We start from the raw sequence: 23200 nt of genomic DNA on the forward strand, positions 1-23200 counted from the left end.
CCAAAACAGGTTTTTAAAAAGGACATCAAGATAAATTGGTTTGGCAATTTCCATATATAAAGCTAAGCCTTGTCTTTTAAACTGATAAAATCACCCCATCTCCTGGTATTTAAGTCAATTCAAGGGTCAATCGAAAAGAAAAGGTCAAATCCTCCAATTATTATTAAATCTTAAAATTCTCCCCAGTTCAACGACCACAAATATCCTTATAGGGACAATAATTGCACTTATCCAAATCATCTGTTTGATCAAACGGTTGCTCTGGATCAAAGATTTCTTCAAAAAGCCTCTTCAACCCCCTTTCAAAATCAACTTCGTAATCCCGGTAATCATTGACCTCAACCTTTGGTCCCTTTTCGGGTTTCAATTGGAGGTAGGGATTAAAATCATCTCCAAAAATTTCCCTGAGATTGTAAATTGCCGGCTTTAATGCCAATTGGTTATCAGGAAATTTGGCTTTGTACAGCAAGCCATAAATCATGGTCTGCATAGCAGCTTTGTTCCTGTTTTTATTTTCCCTTTCAAACAAGCTATCAATTCCTTTAAATTCCTTCTTATCCATTCCGGACTTATAATCTATCAAACGAACCGTCCCATCCTGCCTATCTACACGGTCAATAATACCTTTAATTACCACATTCTGGATTCTCCCTCCCACCTCTATTGGAACGGATGTCTTATAATGTTGATCCTTTTCCAAGCTGATCAATTCAAATGGAGCGGAACTCATATCCATTTTCAAAAGCTCCTGAATATAATGTTGTAAAACATCTCTAACTATAGCCAACTGGCCGCTCAACCGGGTATCCTTTTCCTCAGACAGATGGTAAAAATCCCGGATGGATTTTTCAATGGCCGGAAAAACAAATTCTTTTAAATTTTCAAAATCTTCCCTTTCTACGACTCTCCTTTTTTTCCTATAAATAAAACCTTTATACAGGTTTTCCAAGCTGTAATGGGCCAAATTTCCAAATACGGCTGCATCTACTTCTTCCTCCACTTTATCCTGCTCCCGGATATTGGCCAGGTACTGAAAATAAAATTTTAACCTGCAATCCAACCAGACATTCAGTGCAGATGGTGAAAAGGCTGTTATGGATTTTCCTTCTTCCTGTAAAAGATATTTATCCATCAATTCTTTTACCGCAGGAGTCTTGGGAATGCTTATCTCCGGAGTTGACCCTAAGTCAACCGGAGTAAATACAACTTCCTCAGGAATTTCAATTCCTAATTCCACCTCCATCTGGTGGATATACCGGCTTTTTTCTCCAACCTTTCCCTGGTCTGAGGCTGTTGCATAAATCATATGGAGTTCTTCTGCCCTGTGCAATAACCGGTAAAAGGTATAGGCATAAATTGCATCATTCTGCTCCTGGACCGGAAGCCCGAAGCCTTTCCTAACATTGAAAGGGATCAAAGAATTCAGGGAAGCTGAGGGGGGAAAACTCCCTTCATTCATATTGGCAATGATAACCTTTTTAAAATCGAGGTTCCGGGACTCAAGTACCCCCATCACTTGCAAGCCCTCCAAAGGTTCACCTTCAAAAGGTAATCTAACTTCGCGGAAAATCTGACGGAAAAGCCGGATAAAAAATTCTAAACTTACTTCGATATCCTTCTGTTCTTTGAATATTTCCTTTAGCCTTACGAGCTGTTTATGGCATTGGTACAAATAACTCCGCTGCAATTTTTCTTCCACCAGCATTTCGGCTAACTCCTTGATAAGGGTTTCCAAATACCCAAATAGTTCTTGAGCAGATAATTTTTGGAAAATTAGTTCGAACAATTTGCCTCCCCTGTAGAGATCTTGTTGCGAAATATAAACCTTATTCTGCTCTTGAGTTTTAGTCAAAAAATCGTGGACAAAATCTGTCTGCCCCGTTCTTAAATATACCGACGAAAGTAATTCCTTAACAGGGCGATGATAAAATTTAATCTCTCCTTCTTCCAGTTTCACATAGCGCTGTAACTCCAATACCGCCTCCAAAAAGGCATAAACAGGGGCATTTCGAATGGGATATCCCATAGTAACATTGACCTTGTCAATATTAGAGGGCAGCTGTTGCATGACAGGAAATAGCAATTGCTCATCCGGTAATATGACCACTGTTTCTTCTAAAGCCTCATTTTGGCCGGAACTTTCCAATATATGACTGATCAAATTGGCCTGGCTTACTTTCAGTGGGGTGACGTAGCTTTTAATTGTTGGGGGTTGGGATTGGATATGGCTTGGCATTTCCTTTGGGAAGGTAGGCCCAAAGATTTTATCTTTCTGGTAATCCCTAAAAAACAATCCCGCTTCCTGAACTTTGGATTGAATATAATAGGCATCCAGGTCCCAATAAATTTGAGCATCAAATTGCTTAATATAATGTTTTATCAGACGTTCCTCCGTCCCAGTAAACGCATTAAATCCTACAAATATATATTGGTTTTCTGGCTTAGGTATATCTTCCAGGTTCTCCACAACTTTTCTGTAAAGCTTTCCGGAATACCCTAAACCAGCAATCTCAAGTGCACCTTGATAGGATCTGTAAAGCGGCAGTAGTATTTGCCAAAATTTTACAAATTTCTCCTGCTGTGGGCCGCCATCCCTTTCAAAAGATTTCCAAAACTGCTGAATCAACTCTATTTGACCTTCGGTCAAATAGCTAATATCTCCTTCCAGGGTCTTTATGTCTTCCAGCAAACCATATAATTTTTCCGGATCAACCAAAAATTGATCCAGATCATTGAAGTCTTTGAGGATCATTTCTCCCCAAAAGTAAAATCGGTCAAAAGTTTCTGGATTTGATTTCAGGTCCGTATAGACTTTGTACAATTCAAAAATCAGAGTTAAAGGGTCAGCTGATTTTTGTCCGGCCAACTCATAAAAAAGGTCCTCAACAGTTTTAACCTCGGGCATCCACTGGGGCTCATTTATCAAATGCCCTAAATGCCGATTAAAGAACAAACCTGCTCGACGATTAGGAAGTACTACCGTTATCCTGCTCAAATTGGGATAGTTGGTTAATATATCCCGGGCAGTTTCTTTCAAAAAACTTTCCATCCTATTTGATCGCTAATATTTTTCCTGATTCCAAATAACACAAATAACCTTTAACAGGCTTCTTGGCCAAGTTCCCTACCAATTCCATATATTCCTTGACCTGATTATGGTAAGCTTGTTTTTCTTCCCCAGTTTTAAAATCCACCACCAAGGCCTCATCATCTTTCAGAATGATCCTATCGGGGCGTTTTTGTCTACCCCCAGGTAAGATAACCCCCTGTTCAGTTAAAATATCTCCTTTTCCATCAAACCAAGCAGCAAAAACAGGATCATCCATTAAAGGCTTTAATTGCTCCTTAACCAAATCCATTTCTTCAGCACTTAACCTCCCGTCGAAATAAAAAGCCTGCAAATGTCTTTCGATATCTTTCAGTTGCCTGGACTTCTCCAATACCTCATGGATCAATACACCAAAATCCCGTTTTTCCCTTTGTGCCAATCCTTCAGGGCTAAAATCAACTGCATAGGGTTTGACTTGAAGCAGTTCAGACCAATCCCGGTATTTCCATCTTTTGCCCACCCCTTGTTTAACTGGAGAAACCTGCTCCCTTTTCGGCAATTCCCCCCAATCAAAAACTTTTGACTCTTGGTCAAAAACAGCATTATATTCATTTCCCTCATTACTAATTGGGATCATCAATTGAAATAAATTGTTTTCCAATGGTTTTAAGGAAAAACCACTCTTAGGTGGATTATGTGGACATAAGCCCCAAAACACCTCTTCAGCTCTGGTCAAAGCCACATAGACCATATTCAATGTATCCAAATAAGCCATGGTTACTTCTTCCCGGTATAACGGGGCAAAAGCAGATTGCGCCATATTTCTTCTTAGGGTCAGTGGTATGATGGCTTCCGTTCCCGTATCTTGATCCTGAAAAGGGGACCAGATGATGTTTTCCTTTTTGAAATCCACAATATCCCAACTGAGAAATGGCATCAAAACCACCTTAAACTGAAGGCCTTTGGACTTGTGAATGGTCATGATAGGCATAGCATCGTGGGTTTCCGGAATCTTAACTGTTCTTTTTTGATGGTTATCCTCCCACCATTGAAGAAATCCAGCCAGATCTGCCCGGTTATTAGCAACATAATCAAAAACAGACTCCCTAAATCCTGAAATATAAGCTTGCTCCATAGGTAATTCATGAAGACCCAAGTGAGCAATTAGTGTTTCCATCAATTCCATCAATGGCTGCCTTTCCATAAAAGCCCTACGCTCCAAAAAGGAATTAATTTTAGCCTCCAACCATTCCGGAGCCTGGCTTGAATCAAATATTTCATGGGAAATAGGCCTTCCATGAAGCATACTCCAATAGTACCATAAAGTCTGAAAGGGCAGTTTATCCTCCGGATTCAAAATACTTTCTAGGGCTGCCACTAAAGCCCTTACAGAAGCCGCTTTGGTCAAATACATGGATTCATCAGAAACCACCTCATAATTAAATGGGAGGTCAGGGTTCTCCATCCGGTAGGCCATTAAAGTATCGGCAATCATTGCCCCTTCCTCTTTCCTCCTTACCAAAAAGGCAATATCCCTGGCTTGATAGCCACTTTCCTGTAAGTGTTCTACCATTTGTGGAATTTTTTCCAACGCTTGCTCTTTAGAAGATAACTCTTCTCCCTCCTCTTCTTTTTTCGAAATAAATTCCAACTTTACCTTTCCCTGGAAAGGAGAGGCGGTTTTTTTTGAGGAAACTTTTTGGGTAACGTCCCCATAAGCTTTTTCTAGAATGCCAGTGTCCTCAATGCCGTTCTCCTGTTGCAGACTTAACTGGAGCTGTTGGGGAAGATGGTGAAAAAGGGCATTATTAAAGGCGATAATTGCTGGTAAACTCCTAAAATTGGTGTCCAGGTTATTCACCTTTATGAGGTCCTTGTTGATGTCCTCCTCTACCTTTTCCAATAGCAGTTTTAGATCTCCTCCCCGCCATCTATATATAGATTGCTTTACATCTCCCACTAGAAGATTGGTATTACCCTCGGCCAATGAGTTTTCCAAAAGAGGCTTAAAACTGTCCCACTGAAAACCAGATGTATCCTGAAATTCATCTATCAAAAAATGCTTGTACTGGTTACCTACTTTTTCATAAATAAAAGGGGCATCATTTTCCTTTGTAATCTCCTTCAAAAAGTCATTGGCATCGGAAATCATCAATAGGTTTTCTTCATCCTTCAATTCCCGTAACTCTTCCAATAGATTTCGGAATAGGCCATAAGCATAAAAATTCTTTTGGATAGCTTCCAAAGTATTCCATTCATACAAAAGGGGTTCAAATTGACCCAACAATTGGCCTAATCCAGCATGGTAAGCGCTAATGATTGCTTCCTTATTTTTACTTTTTTGGGAATACCATTTAGTTTCATCCTCAATATTTGATTTTTGTTTTTCGGTCAATTCCGGAACGGGATTATCTTTTTGACCGAGTTTTTCAAATTTATTGGCAAAGGAATTTTTGCCTCCGGAAAAATCAATCCATTCCAGCCCATATTGATCCCGGATTTCCTGGGCCTGCTTTTTAACTTCCTTGATATGGCCCAATAAAAGATATTCCTTTTTCCTCAGGTATTCCTGAAATCCATTTATGTTTTCTTGATCCGATAAAAAGTCCCTAATAAACCCCTGAAATTTTTTAAAATCCTCCCTAAAAATCTGATTTCCAAGAGAAAGTATATTTTTTCGGATATCCCAGGACTTGCCTAGCTGGATTTGGGAAATAGCATAATCCACCAACCATTTATGAAGGTATTTATCCTCCAAAACATTTTCAACTACCCTATCAACCACCCTTTCAAGTACTTCTCCTTGATCCAAGGCTATATCAAACTTGGCTTGCAAATCAATTTCCCGGGCAAATGCTCGAACCACTTTTTGAAAAAAACTATCAATGGTACTTACGGAAAACTGGCCATAATCATGCAAAATAGCCGTTAGTACCTGACCAGCCCTCTCCTTTAATTGACCATCATTCAAAGATAAATGCTTCATCAATTCCTGGTCCATAAACTCATTGGGGTTCACGTCCTTTCGAAGCCGGTTAAGCACTTCCAGTATTCTTTCTTTCATTTCCTGAGTGGCCTTATTGGTAAAAGTCACAGCCAAAATAGACCTAAATGCTGCTGGAAATTGCAAGGCCAATTTAAGGTACTCTAAGGTAAGGGTATAGGTCTTTCCGGACCCAGCTGAGGATTTGTATATTACAAATGGTTTTAATTCCATAAGGGATCGTTTTCGAAACAAAGCAATGTGAATTTTTCAGATAATAAAAATTAATGACAATAGATGTCAGAATATTTTTCAGAATTCTATTGCTTAACCTATTAATGGGAAAATGGGTACTTTTAATCTATTCCATTTTAAAGAATCCATCTCCCAAATTCGGCTTTAAAACAATAATTATAAAAAAATAAAAACCTTTATTTGCATCAAATAATAAGCTATGTTCTTTATCCTTTCCCAATTATTGAGTTTTCTGGTCATGCCACTTACCCTGGTAATCATTTGCTTTTTGGCGGGGATGCTGTATTTGAAAAAAAAGTGGGGCAAAAAGCTGTTAATGCTGGGCATCATTCTGCTTTTATTGTTTACCAATAAATGGTTGTCCAATACGGTTATGAATGCCTGGGAACCCCCGTATAAATCTTTTGAAACTTTGCCGGATTTTGAAATGGGAATAGTTCTTACCGGGGTAACGAACTTGGATAAGACCGCTTATGACCGTACATTTTTTAATAAGGGAGCGGACCGGGCAACCCATGCAGTTCAGTTGTATAAAATGGGAAAAATCAATAAAATCCTGATCACTGGAGGGCAGGGCTTTGATCCAGTCAACTCCAATACCGAGGCGGAATTACTTGCTGACTTTATGGAAATGGCCGGAGTCCCTGCCAGGGATATATTGATTGAAAACAAAGCCAAAAACACCTATCAAAACGCAATTTTTTCAAAGGAAAAATTGTTGGAATCAGGATTTGACCTTAATTCAACTTATTTATTAATCACCTCTGCTTTCCATATAAAAAGGGCCAAAGGCTGCTTTGACAAAGCAGGCTTGGCCACTGAAACTTTTCCGGTAGATTATTATTCTTCCGATTCCAAAGTCAATTTTCAATCCCTGCTACAACCAACACCAGAGGGCTTATTGCTTTGGCATAAATTATTCAAAGAATGGATTGGAATTATCGCTTACAAAATGATGGGGTACTTATGAAAAAATTGAAAAAAATTTTGGGTAGTTTACCCATCCCAGTAAACTACCAATTCCCTTTACCAAGTAGTTTCTTTCAGTAAAGGAATAGCCCGGACAATATCACTTACACTAATTTGTCCAACCAGTCTCCCCTCTTTCATGACAGGAAACCTTCTGATTTTAAGGGTCAAAAATCGATTAGCAGCATCAAATATGCTAATATCACGGTCAAGGGTGATGACTTCTTTTGTCATATAATCCTTTACCGTACCACTCATTCTAGGGGTATTGTTATACTTTCCCCGAATGATTTCTTTCAAACAGTCTCCCTCAGAGATCATACCTACCAAATTATTCGCATCATCCACCACTGGAGCACCTGAAATGCGGTGATGAGTAAGCACCTGGATAACATGATCAATGGTGTCATCCGGATGGAATGTGGTCAAATTGGTACTCATGTGATCACTGACCAAAATAGGTTGGTCGGGAGTCTTGGGTTCTAATAATCTTTCTCCTTGAAAACTTTTTACCATAATTTTTCAGTTTAATACAACCCGAATAATTTAACCATATAATAAGATAATACCAAAATAATGCCTCAACATTTAATAAAAATAACAATTACATAAAACCATATTATTTCATTTTACCAAAGAAAATAAAACATCCACACCCAAAAATAAGTCAATGGTCCCCAACAAAAATTTTTAATAAATTTATTGGAAAACCCTCAAAAAAGTTCCTTTTTTTAACGAAAAATGCTTTTTAATTTCATTTTATTATCACTCAAAACAACTCATTTTGAAGGACTTACACTTAACTTCTAATTATTCAAAAAGCAGAATAACCAAAAGAAAAAATTATCATCCAAAGGTTCATTTATACCCCCCTAATTTATTCTGGCTATTAATAAAATTAATAATAATTGAACTTATCCAATTATTATTTAAACTTAAAAAAGTGATCCGCATCTACCAATGCATTTCTACCTTGGTGATTTATGGCATAATTAAACCCAGGTCGAAGTGAAAATGCCCCAAATTGACCTTCCTTGTTTAAAGCCAAAAAACCCACTTGGGTATTTTCTAATGACTTACTTTTGGCAGCCAACCTCCTAATAGCCTCCTCACAAGCTTCTTGGGGCGTCCTGCCCTGGCGCATCAGTTCAACAATTAAAAAACTTCCACAAACCCTTAGTATTGATTCACCAAGGCCTGTTGCTGTGGCAGCTCCTACATTTTCATCCACATACAGCCCAGCCCCTATTATGGGACTGTCTCCCACCCTTCCATGCATCTTAAATGCAATACCACTGGTAGTACATGCCCCAGCCATTTGTCCATTGGAATCCAGGCCTATCATACCAATAGTATCATGGTTCTCAGCATTGATTTGAGGTTGGTACCGGGACTTTTGGACCCATTCATCGTATAGCTTTTTTGCCCTGGGGCTTAAGGTTTCATCTTCAATTGTGAACCCTTGTTTTATAGCATATTGGAGAGCTCCTTCACCAGAAAGGAGTATGTGTGGGGTTTCTTCCATAATTTTTCTGGCCAAACTTATCGGGTGCTTTATTCTTCGCAAATAAGCCACGGCTCCGCAAGAGCCGTCCCCTTTCATAATAGAGGCATCCAATGTTACAATTCCATCCCGGTCGGGCAATCCATTTAATCCAACGGATAAACTGTTTGGATCGGCTTCGGTGACCCTTACCCCTCCTTCTACAGCATCCAGAATACTCCCATTTTTATGCAAAATTTCCCAGGCTTTATCATTTGCAGGCCTGCCATGCCTCCAGGTGGAAAGAATCAAAGGTTTATACCTTTTCTTTTCATTTGAGTCAAATGAAAACAGGTTTCCAGCCTTCCCAGGCATCAACATTACTGTAGAAATCAAGGATTTTTTTAAAAACATTCTTCTTCCAGACATAAGCTGCACCAAGTTGAACCTATTGAAAATTTAAAACATACCATCTTAATAATCAACCTAATGCAACCATAAATATTTGCTTCATTTTTTTCAAAAAGTCCCTAAACACTTGGGACCATTATCCATTTTTTATCGTTATGAGAAAAAAGACCCAAAATATGATTTATATGAAGACCATTTTATCTCTATTTGTAATAATCGCTATAAATATTTCTTGTAATGACGATCCCAATCCTAGTGGTAATTTGGATGAAAGGCAATTAACATTTGATTTTGAGGAAAACCTAGAGGGTTGGGAAGGTGGTTTTGCGGATTATCCAGTTGAAGATCCAGAAAGATTTGAACTCATTTATGAGCATAGTATTTTACCTGATGAAATAGGCGAAACCTATTATGGAGCCAAAATTGGGGGTCAAAATCTAAGTGACGATCTCTTTATGTTTTTGAAGAAGGCGATTACCGGCCTAAAACCTTCAACTCAATATGAGGTACAGTTTAATATTGAACTTGCCTCTCAATACCCAGAGGAATCCGTTGGAATTGGGGGGAGTCCAGGGGGATCCGTTTTCCTTAAAGCAGGTGCAAGTTCCATTGAACCTTTGCCTATTGTCCAAAATGGCTATTACCGGATGAATATTGATAAAGGTAACCAGTCCCAGGATGGAAATGACATGACCAATATTGGCACAATAGGGATAGAAGGAGAGGAATTCCGCTATGAGCTTATTCAAAGAGGCAATGGAGGAACTAATTTTCAGGCCCAGTCCGATGGATCTGGACAACTTTGGTTGATTATTGGAACCGATTCAGGGTTTGAAGGCCGAACAGAATTATATTATAATACCATTAATATTCATTTGAAGGAAGTGCCTTAGGAAAAAAAAGGTGCAGGAAAAAAATCCTGCACCTTTTTTTGTTTTAGCGAATCGCTTGCCTAAAGGCTGCTTTATCCTGATATTTTTCAAATTCCAGGTCAGTAGCAGCCCTCCTTTTTAGATAAGGACTTCTTTGAACTGCCTTGGCAAGGTTTTCATATAACCTTTCTTCATCATTATTTTTGGCCGCTACCAAGGCAAGTCCATAGAAGGGGTAGGCGTATTCCATATTGGACATAGCACTTTCCTCGAAAGCAATTGCAGCCTCCCCATACTCTTCTGCCAAATAATGGGCCAACCCTTTATTGAAAAGGTTAATATCAGTATCCGGAGCTTTGTCCAGTCTCACTGTTGCCAATTTGTAATCTCCTCTGATTATATCGATAGCCCCCCTTTTACCTTCATTGAAACGGTTAAAATCCGGATTATCCTGGGAAATAGCGTTGGCCTCCGAAATGGCAATATAGGCTCCTGCATAGTCCTCCCACATTAGATAAGCCTGGCCCAGGTTATGCAAGGCATAGGCATTCTTATTAATATCATTGGACTTTTCAAACATATTGATGGCTTCGGCTACCTTTTGGTTTCGCTCACTGACCTTAATCATTCTGTGGGCTTGGTTAAGGTATACCACACCCAGGTTATTAAATGCCAAAGCAGAACCATGTCTTTGAATCATTTCCTCATATAAGGCTTGTTTTTCTTTAAGACCTGGGTTAAACTCTGCTGCATATGCCAATTCCCCTTCAGTCAATACCTTTTCACCTGCAGTACCATGAATGTATTGATTGGCATAAGCTGATATTTCCGGATCCGGCCTTCTGTTTTTTTCAACTAAAAAAGTGACCTTGGCCATCCTCAATTTGGGAAAAATATCCCTTTTCACTCTTCCAAAGTTGACCACCTTTTCCAGATCGGTAACCTTTTGGAAATACGGCTTATCGCTGTAGATAACATCAAAGTATTTTTCCTTATCCTCCACCGAAATTTGGTCATAGGTTCTAAGCAATTGCCTAAACTGCAACCAGTTTTTTTCTTGTGTTCCCAACACAAATCGAATATTATCCAACTCCTCACCATAACCATTTTTTTTCAACTCTTCCCTAATAAAAGCGGCCAAAGCTTGGCCCCTTTGATCTGCCAAAGCAGAATTTTGTAATTCAGACGGTTCAGGTGCCGTCATCCCTGTAATACTTACCCCTTTGATGTCTTTATGATTCGCAATAAAATTTTTCAAAGCCCTCATTTCATTTGACTGGCTCACCTTATCACTTACAATGGCCTCGTTGCTGGGGAAATACACATTCATCTCAACAGGCTCGGTACTTAGGGCCATTTCCTCATTATATCTCATATATGCCCCAACTTGTGGAATCGCTTCTCCAGGTGCAAACTGTCCCACCTGAACCAAGGTTGGGGTACTTATTATGCCTTGCGCCAAATTGATATAGGAGGTGCTATAAGTTTTTTGGTTCTCCTTATCCTCCAATAAGCCCTTTACCCTGAGGACTCCCCGGTCCATTCCTTCCTGATACGGGAAAATAATTTTATGAGTAAGTTCAATAGGCTGGTCTTTGTCCCCGGTAGAATTGGCATTTACTTTGATGTCTTCTAATGGAAGGGCACCTTCACCATACTGAAATTCTGGCAACAAATAATAATTTGTTTTTTCCGTTACCAAATCCGATGGAATGCTGGCCTTAATAACTGCCTGCACGGAATCTTTGAATAATATCAAAGGATCATTCTCCACAGTAATTTGTTGTCCGGCGGTTTTGTTCATTAAAGCTTTAGAGCTACAGCCGACAAAAACCAATGATAAACAAATCATTAGCCAGGTATAGGTTCGTTTCATAAGAGATGGAAGGTGAAATTTATTTATTAGAATATTCATTATATTTTGACTAATTTTAATTTCCAAATTATGCAGACCAATATGGAAAAATTAAAAATTTTCTTTGAAGAAAGGGCTTTTGGCGTTTGCTCCAAACTTGGAGAAAAACTCCGGTTTCCCATTGACAGCATCCGATTGTTTTTTATATATGCTTCATTCATCACTTTGGGTTCCCCAGTCATCATTTATGTAAGCCTGGCTATGATGATGAAAGTCAGAAAATATTTCAGAAAGAGCAATAATCCAGTCCTATTTGACTAGATATCCCCAAACTTTTTATTTCCCTTTAAATAATAAACCCAAATAACCGAGGGGATCTTCTTCCCGATTTTTCGGAAGGGCAATTTTGATGCCAAAGGGGCCTTTTTATTTATTCGGCCTTTAAATTTTAAAAAATCCCTATAGGCATTCAACACAGCCTTGGAATGGGCCCATTCCCCTTGGATCAAAAAATGGACAGCTGCTCCTGCATCTAAGAATATCCTGGCCAAAGTAATTTTAAAAAAAGAACTAGGAGTTAAATTTTTATACAGCATCAAAAGATTATTTCTAAAATTCAAATAGGTTTTGAATGGGCTGGATCTGGACAAAGTTCCTCCTCCAACATGAAAAACTGAGGTGTTTCCAATGCACCCTAACTTGTATCCCAACCTACTAAACCGCCAACATAAGTCAATTTCTTCCATATGGGCAAAAAATATATCATCAAAGCCCCCTTCCTGATGAAACAAGGAAGACCTGACTACAAAGCAAGCCCCAGATACCCAATCTACCTCCATCATTTCGTCATATTGCCCTTGATCCTTTTCCAAGGTATGCAATACCCTGCCCCGGCAATAGGGGTATCCTAATGTATCGATAAACCCACCTGCTGCACCTGCATAATCAAACTTCCCGGGAAATTGATGGGATAAAATTTTGGGTTGGACCGCTGCAAAATCAGGATGCTCCTCCAACCACTGAACCAAAGTCAAGTCCCAGAAGGGACTGACTTCTACATCACTATTGAGGAGGATATAGTATTCAAATTCTCCTTTCAGGGATTGAAGGGCCAAGTTGTAGCCTTTACTAAAACCATGATTTTTTTCAAGTAGAACAGTCCTGATTTTGGGATAATGTTCTTTCAAAAAATGAACCGATTCATCAGTACTGGCATTATCGGCAATGATGATTTCAAAGTGACTGTTTTTAATGACGTTGGGAAGGAATTTTTGTAACATTTCCTTCCCGTTATAATTCAATATAACAATGGCCGCCTTCTGCATTAAACCATATTGCCAAAATCCATCCCAGGGATATTGGGCATCAATCCTTCAGTGGCTTTTTTCATTTCCTCTTTAATCTTTACCTCAATAGATTCATAAGCCTTATTGGTTGCTGCAACTATCAAATCCTTCAACATTTCCTTATCATCAGGGTTGACCAGGCTGTCATCTATCACAATATCGACCACTTTACGGTGTCCATTTACAACTACTTTTACCATGCCCGCTCCAGATTCTCCTTCAGCGGTAAGGTGAACCAGCTCGGCCTGCTTTTCTTTAATCTTGGCCTGGGCTTCCTTCACCTTATTCATAATATTCATAAAATCAAACATACAATTCCTTCTGGTTTATTCTTCAAATATAATCGATTTCACTTTACTGGCCCAACAATTGGTTTAAAGTAAAATTTCAACCCTTACAATTATATCAAAATATTATTCCAATATTAAATCACAATCAACATATAAAATTAATCACAAAACCTTTTCGAAACATTATTCGATAAAATAATATATACCATATTGTTTTAATAATTGAATTATGAGCATTGTTAAAATTATCTCAAAAGAAAATATCAAGGACCTCAAGTTTACAAGTAAAGAGGTGCTATTGGATAAGGAAAGCAGGGAAAAAAGAATGCGAAATCTCCTAAGGGGTCTGGCATTGGGGAATGTGCTCCATGGAAAGGTAAAAATCACTTTTGAAACCGAAGATGCAAAGCTTTATCTGGTGGATACGACTATTTGGGCAGTGAGTCAGGAATTTATAAACCTAAAGGGAAATATTACCATTCCTGTCAATGCCATTCTTGGGTTGGACTTAAAGTATTGAAAAATTTCAAATATTAGCCCCCAATACAGTATTGGGGGCTAATATTTATTTTTTGCTGAAACCTAGCTGGCTTTTATGGTTCCAATAGCATCCTCAAAAGTCATTAGTTTTTGTTCTCCTGTTTTTAAATTTTTCAGGGTAATTTTATGCTGTTTGATTTCATCAGAACCTACCAGAATTACAAAAGGAATCCCTTTTCTATCCGCATAATTAAATTGCTTTTTGACTTTGGCATAATCCGGAAATATCTCAGCAGGGATATTCACACTCCTTAGGCCATTTAAAATTTTTAGGCCATAATTTCTCCCCTCCTCATCAAAATAGCCTATCATAGCACAGGAACTTTGGTTATGGTCGTCCGGGAAAAGATTCAATTCCTGAAGTACATCATAAATCCTATCTACGCCGAAGGAAAAGCCTACCCCACTGACCCCTTCCATTCCAAAAACACCTGTTAAATTATCATATCGACCTCCACCGCTTACCGACCCAATGGAAACCTTATTGACTTTCACTTCAAATATTGCTCCTGTATAATAGGATAATCCTCTGGCCAGGACCACGTCAAATTGAATATGGTCTTCTTCCTCACCAAATTCTTCAAGTAGTTGAAAAATTTCTTCAATTTCCATTATTCCTTTCATTCCCTGATCACTGGAAGAAAGAAATTGCTTCATAAAGCTGATTTTTTCCAAATTACCACCGGACAGGTTAATGACAGGCTCCAATTTGTTGATAGCATCCCGGGAAAAACCCCGTTGAAGCAGCTCCTCCTGCACTTTTCCCCAGCCGATTTTATCCAATTTATCTATAGCAACACACAGGGCAGATTCCTTTCCTTTTTCACCGATAACTTCCGAAATACCAGTAAGAATTTTTCGGTTATTGATTTTGATATTGTAATCAGTCAATTTTAACCTGAAGAAAACTTTTCGGATCATCAACAGAATTTCGGTCTCACAAATCAAACTATCAGTCCCGACAACATCTGCATCACATTGGTAAAACTCCCTGTACCTACCCTTTTGGGGTCGGTCTGCCCGCCAAACAGGTTGGATTTGAAAACGTTTAAAGGGGAAATTGATTTCATGCCGGTTCATCACCACATACCGTGCAAAAGGTACAGTTAGATCATATCGCAAACCTTTTTCAGCTACCTTAGGCATTACCGCTGTTGATCCTTCCCTCAAGTCAGGATCTTTAACTTTTTTTAGAAAATCTCCGCTGTTTAGGATTTTATATAAAAGCTGATCTCCTTCATCCCCATATTTACCTGTCAATACCGCAAGATTTTCCATGGCAGGGGTTTCCAATTGTTGGTAACCATAAAGCTGAAAAGTTTCTTTAATGATTTTAAAGATATAATTCCTCCTGGCCATTTGAATTGGGCCAAAATCTCTGGTTCCTTTTGGTAAAGATGGTTTCTGGATGCTCATTTTTCTCAATTTTGCCCAAAGGTAAAAAATATGCTTGATTAAGTGAAAATTAATAATCCGATCAGCTGGAAAACTCCATAAAGAAAACAACTTGAACCAAGTTCAAGTCAATAGAAAGGAAATGGTATTTGTTAAAAGACCCTAGCTTATTTTTCCCGAAATATTATTTAACTACCATTAAAAAAAACTGGTCAAGGCATTTAGGAATATCCTTCTCTTGGATACCCCCAAATTTCTTTTATTTTTCAAACAAGTAAAAGGAAAGGTGTTCAAGAAAATTTCAAACTTTATCCTTATTGCGCACTAAAAAAACCTCCGGAAATACTTATCCGGAGGTCTAGAAAAGAAATTTCCAGTCCCACTTTTCTCCCAACCAAACATAATCCTGTAAGCCCTTCTTCAAATTTCAGGTTTGTAATAGGAGTAATCTTTTATTCATATTCCTTTCAATTTACCACAGTCTATAACAACAAAGCACTTCGAATCCCTTCGGCAAATTTTTTTCCAAATGAGGCTGCTTCCTGAGTTTCTATAGCTTCTTTTTCAATTGATTTTAATGTGGTTTTTCTTCTGATGATTTCCCATACATTATCCCTAGCTTCCCGCTCATGGGCTGCTTCAGTATGAATCTGGAATTCTACATCATTGATTTCGATTTTAATGAGGTACTTCATGGTTCAGGTGTTTTGGTGAAACAAAACAATCGAAGCAAACATTACACTTCAGGTGTCTCCTGTCAGCTTCCTGACATCCAGTATGGAAATACACATACTTTATTTTACGCTTTTCAAATGCATTTTTTTGCACTTTATAAATATAAATATTATTTATTAATATTCACATCAATCCAAAAAAATTATTTTCAATGTAATTTTGACTTAATTTATAAACGTCGAAACTAAAAGCTTGGATGATTTACCACATCCCATTGATTTACCAAAATCATCCATTTATTTACACAACAATTCCTGTTCCTTTTTTTCCAAACCAGGAAAATTCCGCATTAATAATTGTCATACCAAAGAAAGTTCTATTTCATAATTCTCCATTGACAAAGCAGAAACATTTAGATTAAAAAAGCATCAAGACTTATCCGCCTCAATAAGGTTAAACCTTGAAAATCTACTTGTTAAACTTTCACTCCCCTTAATTATTTTCAAAAATTATTCGTACTTTTGCATTTCAATTTAAATTAACCATGCAGAATATTCGAAACATTGCGATCATCGCGCACGTGGACCACGGCAAGACAACACTCGTGGACAAAATCATTCATGCCTCTAAGATCTTTCGGGAAAACCAACAGTTTGACGACTTGATCCTGGACAATAATGATTTGGAAAGAGAAAGGGGAATTACCATCCTTTCCAAAAATGTTTCTGTTAGATATAAGGATATTAAAATCAATATCATTGACACCCCTGGTCACGCCGACTTTGGTGGAGAGGTTGAAAGGGTGCTTAAAATGGCAGATGGGGTTTTGCTTTTGGTGGATGCCTTTGAAGGCCCTATGCCGCAAACCCGTTTCGTATTGGGCAAAGCGCTTGATCTGGGATTGACTCCGATTGTGGTAGTCAACAAAGTAGATAAGCCCAACTGTCGTCCTGATGAAGTACATGAGGCAGTATTTGACCTTATGTTTAATTTGGATGCAACAGAAGAACAGTTGGACTTTGTTACCGTTTACGGGTCAGCCAAGAACAATTGGATGGGCCCTGATTGGAAAAAGGAAACTGACTCCATTCTTCCCCTATTGGACACCATCATTGAAAATATTCCAGAGCCAAAAATTGAAGAAGGCAGCACCCAGATGCAGATCACTTCTTTGGATTTCTCCAACTTTGTGGGAAGGATTGCTATTGGCCGGGTAAAAAGAGGTTCTTTGAAAGAAGGTGACCAGGTAGCTCTTTGCAAATCCGATGGTACCATTAAAAAAGTACGGATCAAAGAACTTCATGTATTTGAAGGTCTGGGCAAAAACAAAGTGGAAGAAGTGCAGGCAGGAGATATATGTGCAGTTACCGGTATTGAAGGATTTGAAATTGGTGATACAATTGCAGATGCAGAAAATCCCGAACCCCTACCAAGAATTTCCATCGATGAGCCTACCATGAATATGCTCTTCACCATCAATAATTCCCCATTTTTTGGGAAAGAAGGAAAGTTTGTGACTTCCCGTCATTTGAGGGATCGTCTTTTCAAGGAAATGGAGAAAAACCTTGCCTTAAGAGTAGAACCGACAGATAATGAAGACAAATTCCTGGTTTATGGACGGGGTATCCTGCATTTGTCCGTATTGATCGAGACCATGAGAAGAGAAGGTTATGAGCTCCAGGTGGGACAACCTCAGGTGATTTATAAAGAAATTGACGGGGTTAAAAGCGAACCTATTGAATCATTGGTGGTGGATGTGCCAGAAGAAACAGCCGGTAAGGTCATAGAGTTGGCCACCCAACGGAAAGGTGAACTTTTGGTCATGGAACCCCGCGGAGATTTGCAACATTTGGAATTCCAGATTCCTTCCAGAGGATTGATCGGTTTGAGAAACAATGTTTTGACCGCTACCCAAGGGGAAGCCATCATGAACCACAGATTTATCACTTACGAACCATTCAAAGGTGCTATCCCTAGCAGGATCAATGGTTCCCTGATCTCAATGGAGTCCGGCCCAACTACCGCTTATGCCATTGATAAACTTCAAGACAGAGGAACTTTCTTTGTGGATCCAGGAGAGGAAATTTATGGTGGACAGGTGATCGGTGAACATTCCAGAGATAATGATATCGTGGTCAATGTTCAAAAAGGAAAAAAACTGACCAACATGCGGGCTTCTGGTTCTGATGACAACTCCAAGATTGCTCCCGCCAAAAAATTCTCTTTGGAAGAGGCCATGGAATACATCCAAAAGGATGAATACCTGGAGATCACGCCAAAGAGCATGAGAATGAGAAAGATCTATCTTGACGAAAACGAAAGAAATAGAATGGCCAAAAAAGAAGCGGCCAATTAATCAATCCAATATTTCAAAAAACTCCCCGGAACATGGTTCCGGGGAGTTTTTTTTATACCATTTTTTTTGGACAGGTCTTGTTGAAAATTTCAAGGAATTTATCCACCTAATTCTTCTTGTTTTTCATAATATAGAAAGAGACCATCACAAGGCGCCCAACTGATGTTAGCCAATTGCCCTTCCTTAGAAATATGAAGCGCTTCTTTTTCCTCCTCACTACTGCTGCAGTTGTAAGCCATTCCGTCACCACCTGTAAAAGTAAGCACCACCACGCCCAGGTATTTATCTTTCAAATCTTCGGAAACTTCCTCAATCATATAGCTTCCTGTAGCCTCGGAATGAAAATCCTCACCATCGACCGTTTTCTTAAAGGTGCCCTCACTGGTAAAAGAATAGATTTCTGTCCGGGTCGGCCCTTCAGGTTCTGGAGGATTTTCCACCGTAAAGCCCCCCTCAGCTTTTACCAATTTCCACTCCCCTTCCACATAGGATTGACTAGCTTCAATGCCTTCTTTAGTTTCCAAAATTGAGCAGCTCCCTAATGCAAAAAACAATAAAAGGTTAAAAATCAATAACTTTTTCATAACAATAAACTTTTTATAAACCTATACGGAAAAAACTTCAACTTGTCCTGATAAAACAAAAAAAGAGGTGCTATAACACACCTCTTTAAATATCATTTAATTAATAATAACTTATTATTCGCCTTGGGCCAAGGAGAAACCTCGCTCACCATCAAAGGTGTAAAGGTTTTCAGTTTTGATAAAATCAAAACCCAAATCCTCCACTTGTCTCAAAACATCTAATACTTGTCTATGAGAAATTTCGGTTTGGTCCGCATTGAAGAAGCGCACCCTCCAGTGGTCAGAGCAGAAAGTTTCCTTCATTCCACCCGGGTAAACTTTTACTCCTCTATTGGTAATCAATTGCATTTTCAGCCCATCAGCATCAACAGCTCTCAGTTTATCACCAATGACATTGGCATCTCTGCCATTTTCTTTCCAATCGATAAATACATCAAGACCTACCAAATCCTTTTTGCATGGTTTTCTTTCAGTCAATTTGATGGTTCCTGAATTATCATCACCGCCAACATTTTTCTTAAACGCTGCAGGAACCATGGTGCTGGGCTTTTCACCAAGCCTTTCAATAACCGCTTGGGCAAATTCCTGGGTACCAACTCTCTTTTTAGAAATATTATCCTGATAAATATCTCCGGTGTGTAAACCATCTTCAAGGGTTTTCATCCAGGCATTGCTGATTTTCTCAGCCACTTCAGGCTGACCAATATGCACAAGCATCATGATAGCTCCATTCAACAACCCAGATGGATTAGCAAGATCTTTACCTGCAATGTCAGGGGCCGAACCATGAATAGCTTCAAACATGGCTACATTTTCACCGACATTGGAAGAGCCTCCAAGTCCAACAGATCCGGTAATTTGAGCTGCCACATCCGAAATGATATCACCATAAAGGTTTAAGGTAACGATCACATCAAACATTTCTGGTTTGTCAGCAATCAAAGCCGTTCCAATATCGATGATCTTATGATCAGCTTCAATTTCAGGGTATTCTTGGGCCACCTCATTAAATACTTTATGAAAAAGACCATCAGCCAACTTCATGATGTTGTCCTTGGTCATGCAGGTTACCTTTTTCCTGTTGTATTTACGGGCATATTCAAAGGCATACCTGATAATTTTTTCAGAACCAGGTCTGGAGATCAATTTAAGACATTGATAAACCTCGTCAGTTTGTCTATGCTCAATTCCAGCATACAAGTCCTCCTCATTTTCCCGAATAATGACCATATCGGTTTTCGGGAAATGGGTACGGATAAAAGGCGAATATGCTTTACAAGGTCTTACATTGGCATACAAGCCCAATGTTTTCCGGGTAGTCACGTTTAAACTCTTGAAACCTCCCCCCTGTGGAGTTGTAATAGGAGCTTTCAAAAAAACTTTTGTCTCTCTAAGAGAATCCCAAGCCTTGGGTTCAATTCCTGAACTGATGCCTTTAAGGTAAACTTGCTCCCCTATTTCTATTACATCAGTTTCTATTTGAGCGCCCGCTGCTTCCAATATGGACAACGTGGCTTTCATAATTTCAGGTCCAATACCATCACCGTAGGCTACGGTTATTTTTCTTTTGGATGACATAGTGTTAAAATGATTAAAGTTTGAAGTTTCAAGATGTGGTACAAAAATATAAAAAAATGCCAGACATGGCCCCTTAACCCTTTACAAATTCGGATAAAATAATAGCCATAACTGCGTTTCCTCCAAGAATTAACCATTTTTCGCCCCTAAATTTAACCCTTCATTTTTACATGGATTGCTTTGTGTTTGATATGTCTCCTCGTATATTTGGATTCAAACATAGGTTTAATAGGATGGCTGAATCTAACAATATTCTTTCTGAAAATAAGGACGGAATTCTTTACCTCACCATAAATCGAGAGTCCAAACTCAATGCAATCAATCACGAAACCCTTGAAGGGATCAAAAATATTTTTGACGAAGTCAATGATAATAAGTCGATTAAGGCTGTCATTCTAACTGGTGCGGGGGATAAGGCCTTTGTGGCAGGGGCGGACATTAGCGAAATAGCTCAATTGAACGAACTGAATGCCCGGAAATTTTCGGAAAACGGGCAAGAAGTTTATGATATAATTGAGTCTTGCCATAAACCGGTCATTGCAGTGGTCAATGGCTTTGCACTTGGTGGGGGATGTGAACTGGCCATGGCCTGTCATATGAGAATTGCCTCAGCCAATGCCAAATTCGGACAACCAGAAGTCAACTTGGGCATCATTCCAGGGTATGGTGGAACCCAGCGGCTTACATTTTTAGTAGGAAGAAGTAAAGCCAATGAACTTCTGATGACGGGAGAAATGATCGGGGCAGAGGAAGCCAAATCTCTTGGCTTGGTCAATCATGTTACTAGCAATAAAGAAGAGGCCCTTCATAAAGCAGAAGAAATTTTAAGAAAAATCATGACCAAGGCCCCATTAGCCATAGGCATGATCGTGGACTGTGTCAATTCGGTCTATACCAATGATGAAAATGGCTATCAAATCGAAGCCAATAGTTTTGCCAGATGTGTAAAATCAGAAGATTATTCAGAGGGAACCACCGCCTTTCTCGAAAAAAGAAAACCCAATTTTAAAGGGGAATAAGTCCCCTTTTCTTTTTTAATGCCCATGAGCCAACTCAGAAAACTTGCCGGACAGACGGCCATTTATGGGATTAGCAGCATTTTAGGAAGGGTTATCAATTTTTTACTCCTCCCCTTATATGTCACCTATCTCTCCAAAGAAGACCTTGGCTCCTTTACTGCCATTTACGCTTTTATCGCCTTCTTTAATGTCATCTTCACCTATGGGATGGAAACGACCTTTTTTAGGTTCGCCACCGGCAAAGGACTGCATCCAAAAAGGGTATTTAATAATGTCCAGTCCCTCGTCATGACCACTTCACTTTCCCTGGGAACCCTTCTATTTTTAAGTGCAGAACAAATAAGCATCTGGATGGATTATCCGGGCAAAGCCTATTTGTTCCAATGGACGGCTATGATCTTGACTATTGATGCCATTTTGGCAATTCCATATGCCAAGTTAAGGGTGGAAAACAAATCCCTTTCCTTTGCCCTGACTAAATTTCTCAACATTCTTCTTAATGTGGGTTTCAATATTTTCTTTATTGTTTTTTGTCACCATGTATATCAGGGGGATTACTTCTCTTTTTTACAGCCAACGGTAAATGCATTTTACAATCCAGATTGGGGTGTGGATTATATTCTATTGGCCAACCTTTTGGCCAATGGCTTAATCATTCCATTAATGATTTTCTTGACTGGAAAGTTTTCCTGGCAACTTGATGGAGCCTTGTTAAAATCGATGTGGCTTTATGCCCTTCCCTTGCTGTTTATGGGCCTGGCCGGAGTGACCAATGAGGTTTTTTCCAGGTTTTTGTTTGAATATATCCTTCCGGAAAATTTCTACCCCGGCCTAAGCACCAGAGAGGCTGCAGGGATATTTGGGGCCAATTTTAAACTGGCCATTTTTATGAACCTGATCATCCAGGCCTTTAAATATGCAGCAGAGCCATTTTTCTTTTCCCAAAGTGAGGACAAAAACAGTCCCCAACTTTATGCCACCGTCATGCATTGGTTTATCATTTTTTGCAGCACTTTAATGATTGCTGTTGCGGTCAATTTAAATATTATAGGACCAATGATTTTAAGAAGCCCAGGATATGAAGCGGGCTTGGTAATTGTGCCCATGTTGCTGATGGGCTATTTGATGCTGGGGGTTTACTTTAACCTTAGCATTTGGTTCAAGATTACCGATAAAACCATCTTCAGCTTTTACATCACAGGAACAGGGGCGCTTGTTACGATTTTAGTTATTGTGCTTCTAGTGCCCAAACTTGGCTATATCGGAGCAGCCTGCAGCACTTTGGCAACTTACCTGACCATGTCTGTGATCTGTTATTTATATGGCCAAAAATATTATCCCATCCCTTACCAAACCCTCAAAGGGATATTTTATTTGGTTTTGGCATTTGGCCTCAGTTATTTGGGATATTTCATAGAATTACCCTCAAAAGTGGCCACCTTTATGGTCCATAACAGCTTGGTAATAGCTTTTTTGGCAATCATTATCATTTTGGAAAAAAAGGAATTATCTTTAATCCTCAAAAAATTAAAAAAATAAA

General features: G+C 39.0%; 18 protein-coding genes. 7 read left to right on the forward strand and 11 right to left on the reverse strand.

Annotation, left to right across the window (positions count from 1 at the left end; all coding sequences use genetic code 11):
- Positions 1–187 precede the first annotated feature (187 nt).
- Both QWY93_RS01665 and QWY93_RS01670 read right to left on the reverse strand, forming a co-directional pair.
- Positions 188–3049: a PD-(D/E)XK nuclease family protein gene (locus QWY93_RS01665; protein WP_290246453.1), complete on the reverse strand. Its 2862-nt coding sequence runs from the start codon at positions 3047–3049 to the stop codon at positions 188–190.
- Position 3050: 1 nt separating this feature from the next.
- On the reverse strand, positions 3051–6266 hold the full coding sequence (locus QWY93_RS01670; RefSeq protein WP_290246454.1) for a UvrD-helicase domain-containing protein: 3216 nt from the start codon (positions 6264–6266) through the stop codon (positions 3051–3053).
- Positions 6267–6486: 220 nt separating this feature from the next.
- Here QWY93_RS01670 and QWY93_RS01675 point away from each other — a divergent pair, with 220 nt between their 5' ends.
- Positions 6487–7257, forward strand: a complete 771-nt coding sequence (locus QWY93_RS01675) for a YdcF family protein (protein WP_290246455.1) — start codon at positions 6487–6489, stop codon at positions 7255–7257.
- A gap of 56 nt (positions 7258–7313) precedes the next feature.
- On the opposite strand, the gene QWY93_RS01680 is transcribed toward QWY93_RS01675, so the two are convergent.
- Together QWY93_RS01680 and QWY93_RS01685 are read right to left on the reverse strand one after the other, a co-directional pair.
- Positions 7314–7772: a CBS domain-containing protein gene (locus tag QWY93_RS01680; protein WP_290246456.1), complete on the reverse strand. Its 459-nt coding sequence runs from the start codon at positions 7770–7772 to the stop codon at positions 7314–7316.
- A 409-nt stretch (positions 7773–8181) separates the two neighbouring features.
- Positions 8182–9168: a glycosylasparaginase gene (locus QWY93_RS01685; protein ID WP_290246457.1), complete on the reverse strand. Its 987-nt coding sequence runs from the start codon at positions 9166–9168 to the stop codon at positions 8182–8184.
- A gap of 167 nt (positions 9169–9335) precedes the next feature.
- Here QWY93_RS01685 and QWY93_RS01690 point away from each other — a divergent pair, with 167 nt between their 5' ends.
- Positions 9336–10043 (forward strand): hypothetical protein, encoded by a 708-nt coding sequence (locus tag QWY93_RS01690; RefSeq protein ID WP_290246458.1) that lies wholly within the window; start codon positions 9336–9338, stop codon positions 10041–10043.
- A 43-nt stretch (positions 10044–10086) separates the two neighbouring features.
- Here the strand turns inward: QWY93_RS01690 and QWY93_RS01695 are convergent, their stop codons facing one another.
- A complete protein-coding gene (locus QWY93_RS01695) occupies positions 10087–11826 on the reverse strand; it encodes a tetratricopeptide repeat protein (protein ID WP_290246459.1) in 1740 nt (579 codons plus the stop codon).
- A 153-nt stretch (positions 11827–11979) separates the two neighbouring features.
- On the opposite strand from QWY93_RS01695, the gene QWY93_RS01700 reads away from it, so the two are divergent.
- The gene (locus tag QWY93_RS01700) at positions 11980–12198 is read left to right on the forward strand and encodes a PspC family transcriptional regulator (protein ID WP_290246460.1); all 219 of its coding nucleotides are present in this window, start codon (positions 11980–11982) and stop codon (positions 12196–12198) included.
- Here the strand turns inward: QWY93_RS01700 and QWY93_RS01705 are convergent.
- The gene (locus QWY93_RS01705; RefSeq protein WP_290246461.1) at positions 12195–13202 is read right to left on the reverse strand and encodes a glycosyltransferase family 2 protein; all 1008 of its coding nucleotides are present in this window, start codon (positions 13200–13202) and stop codon (positions 12195–12197) included. The two genes, QWY93_RS01700 and QWY93_RS01705, sit on opposite strands and share 4 nt — an antisense overlap.
- Positions 13202–13534, reverse strand: a complete 333-nt coding sequence (locus tag QWY93_RS01710; RefSeq protein ID WP_290246462.1) for a YbaB/EbfC family nucleoid-associated protein — start codon at positions 13532–13534, stop codon at positions 13202–13204. Before QWY93_RS01710 ends, QWY93_RS01705 begins: the two co-directional genes overlap by 1 nt.
- A 208-nt stretch (positions 13535–13742) precedes the next feature.
- Here QWY93_RS01710 and QWY93_RS01715 point away from each other — a divergent pair, with 208 nt between their 5' ends.
- Positions 13743–14033 carry a hypothetical protein gene (locus QWY93_RS01715; RefSeq protein ID WP_290246463.1) on the forward strand — a complete coding sequence of 97 codons (291 nt, stop codon included), beginning with the start codon at positions 13743–13745 and terminating at the stop codon, positions 14031–14033.
- 62 nt (positions 14034–14095) lie between these two features.
- Here the strand turns inward: QWY93_RS01715 and hisS are convergent, their stop codons facing one another.
- Positions 14096–15469 carry a histidine--tRNA ligase gene (gene hisS / locus QWY93_RS01720; protein ID WP_290246465.1) on the reverse strand — a complete coding sequence of 458 codons (1374 nt, stop codon included), beginning with the start codon at positions 15467–15469 and terminating at the stop codon, positions 14096–14098.
- Positions 15470–15930: 461 nt separating this feature from the next.
- Positions 15931–16143 (reverse strand): hypothetical protein, encoded by a 213-nt coding sequence (locus QWY93_RS01725; RefSeq protein ID WP_290246466.1) that lies wholly within the window; start codon positions 16141–16143, stop codon positions 15931–15933.
- Positions 16144–16667: 524 nt separating this feature from the next.
- Between QWY93_RS01725 and typA the strand changes: the two genes are divergently transcribed.
- Complete coding sequence (gene typA / locus QWY93_RS01730) at positions 16668–18479, forward strand: translational GTPase TypA (RefSeq protein ID WP_290246467.1); 1812 nt, start codon at positions 16668–16670, stop codon at positions 18477–18479.
- 98 nt (positions 18480–18577) lie between these two features.
- Here the strand turns inward: typA and QWY93_RS01735 are convergent, their stop codons facing one another.
- Both QWY93_RS01735 and QWY93_RS01740 read right to left on the reverse strand, forming a co-directional pair.
- On the reverse strand, positions 18578–19063 hold the full coding sequence (locus tag QWY93_RS01735; RefSeq protein ID WP_290246468.1) for a hypothetical protein: 486 nt from the start codon (positions 19061–19063) through the stop codon (positions 18578–18580).
- 114 nt (positions 19064–19177) lie between these two features.
- Positions 19178–20641 carry an NADP-dependent isocitrate dehydrogenase gene (locus tag QWY93_RS01740; RefSeq protein ID WP_290246469.1) on the reverse strand — a complete coding sequence of 488 codons (1464 nt, stop codon included), beginning with the start codon at positions 20639–20641 and terminating at the stop codon, positions 19178–19180.
- Between the two features lie 233 nt (positions 20642–20874).
- Between QWY93_RS01740 and QWY93_RS01745 the strand changes: the two genes are divergently transcribed.
- Both QWY93_RS01745 and QWY93_RS01750 read left to right on the forward strand, forming a co-directional pair.
- Positions 20875–21660, forward strand: coding sequence for an enoyl-CoA hydratase/isomerase family protein (locus tag QWY93_RS01745; RefSeq protein ID WP_290246470.1), 786 nt, complete (start codon positions 20875–20877; stop codon positions 21658–21660).
- Between the two features lie 24 nt (positions 21661–21684).
- Complete coding sequence (locus QWY93_RS01750; RefSeq protein ID WP_290246471.1) at positions 21685–23199, forward strand: lipopolysaccharide biosynthesis protein; 1515 nt, start codon at positions 21685–21687, stop codon at positions 23197–23199.
- The last annotated feature ends 1 nt before the right edge of the window (position 23200 follow it).

This window comes from Echinicola jeungdonensis, from assembly GCF_030409905.1.
Lineage (GTDB): Bacteria > Bacteroidota > Bacteroidia > Cytophagales > Cyclobacteriaceae > Echinicola > Echinicola jeungdonensis.

What these genes read in the sequence shown, in the direction of transcription:
- QWY93_RS01665 (WP_290246453.1), bottom strand. Translation starts at nt 3,049, where the DNA reads ATGGAAAGTTTTTTGAAAGAAACTGCCCGGGATATATTAACCAACTAT.
- QWY93_RS01670 (WP_290246454.1), bottom strand. Translation starts at nt 6,266, where the DNA reads ATGGAATTAAAACCATTTGTAATATACAAATCCTCAGCTGGGTCCGGA.
- QWY93_RS01675 (WP_290246455.1), top strand. Translation starts at nt 6,487, where the DNA reads ATGTTCTTTATCCTTTCCCAATTATTGAGTTTTCTGGTCATGCCACTT.
- QWY93_RS01680 (WP_290246456.1), bottom strand. Translation starts at nt 7,772, where the DNA reads ATGGTAAAAAGTTTTCAAGGAGAAAGATTATTAGAACCCAAGACTCCC.
- QWY93_RS01685 (WP_290246457.1), bottom strand. Translation starts at nt 9,168, where the DNA reads ATGTCTGGAAGAAGAATGTTTTTAAAAAAATCCTTGATTTCTACAGTA.
- QWY93_RS01690 (WP_290246458.1), top strand. Translation starts at nt 9,336, where the DNA reads ATGAAGACCATTTTATCTCTATTTGTAATAATCGCTATAAATATTTCT.
- QWY93_RS01695 (WP_290246459.1), bottom strand. Translation starts at nt 11,826, where the DNA reads ATGAACAAAACCGCCGGACAACAAATTACTGTGGAGAATGATCCTTTG.
- QWY93_RS01700 (WP_290246460.1), top strand. Translation starts at nt 11,980, where the DNA reads ATGGAAAAATTAAAAATTTTCTTTGAAGAAAGGGCTTTTGGCGTTTGC.
- QWY93_RS01705 (WP_290246461.1), bottom strand. Translation starts at nt 13,202, where the DNA reads ATGCAGAAGGCGGCCATTGTTATATTGAATTATAACGGGAAGGAAATG.
- QWY93_RS01710 (WP_290246462.1), bottom strand. Translation starts at nt 13,534, where the DNA reads ATGTTTGATTTTATGAATATTATGAATAAGGTGAAGGAAGCCCAGGCC.
- QWY93_RS01715 (WP_290246463.1), top strand. Translation starts at nt 13,743, where the DNA reads ATGAGCATTGTTAAAATTATCTCAAAAGAAAATATCAAGGACCTCAAG.
- hisS (WP_290246465.1), bottom strand. Translation starts at nt 15,469, where the DNA reads ATGAGCATCCAGAAACCATCTTTACCAAAAGGAACCAGAGATTTTGGC.
- QWY93_RS01725 (WP_290246466.1), bottom strand. Translation starts at nt 16,143, where the DNA reads ATGAAGTACCTCATTAAAATCGAAATCAATGATGTAGAATTCCAGATT.
- typA (WP_290246467.1), top strand. Translation starts at nt 16,668, where the DNA reads ATGCAGAATATTCGAAACATTGCGATCATCGCGCACGTGGACCACGGC.
- QWY93_RS01735 (WP_290246468.1), bottom strand. Translation starts at nt 19,063, where the DNA reads ATGAAAAAGTTATTGATTTTTAACCTTTTATTGTTTTTTGCATTAGGG.
- QWY93_RS01740 (WP_290246469.1), bottom strand. Translation starts at nt 20,641, where the DNA reads ATGTCATCCAAAAGAAAAATAACCGTAGCCTACGGTGATGGTATTGGA.
- QWY93_RS01745 (WP_290246470.1), top strand. Translation starts at nt 20,875, where the DNA reads ATGGCTGAATCTAACAATATTCTTTCTGAAAATAAGGACGGAATTCTT.
- QWY93_RS01750 (WP_290246471.1), top strand. Translation starts at nt 21,685, where the DNA reads ATGAGCCAACTCAGAAAACTTGCCGGACAGACGGCCATTTATGGGATT.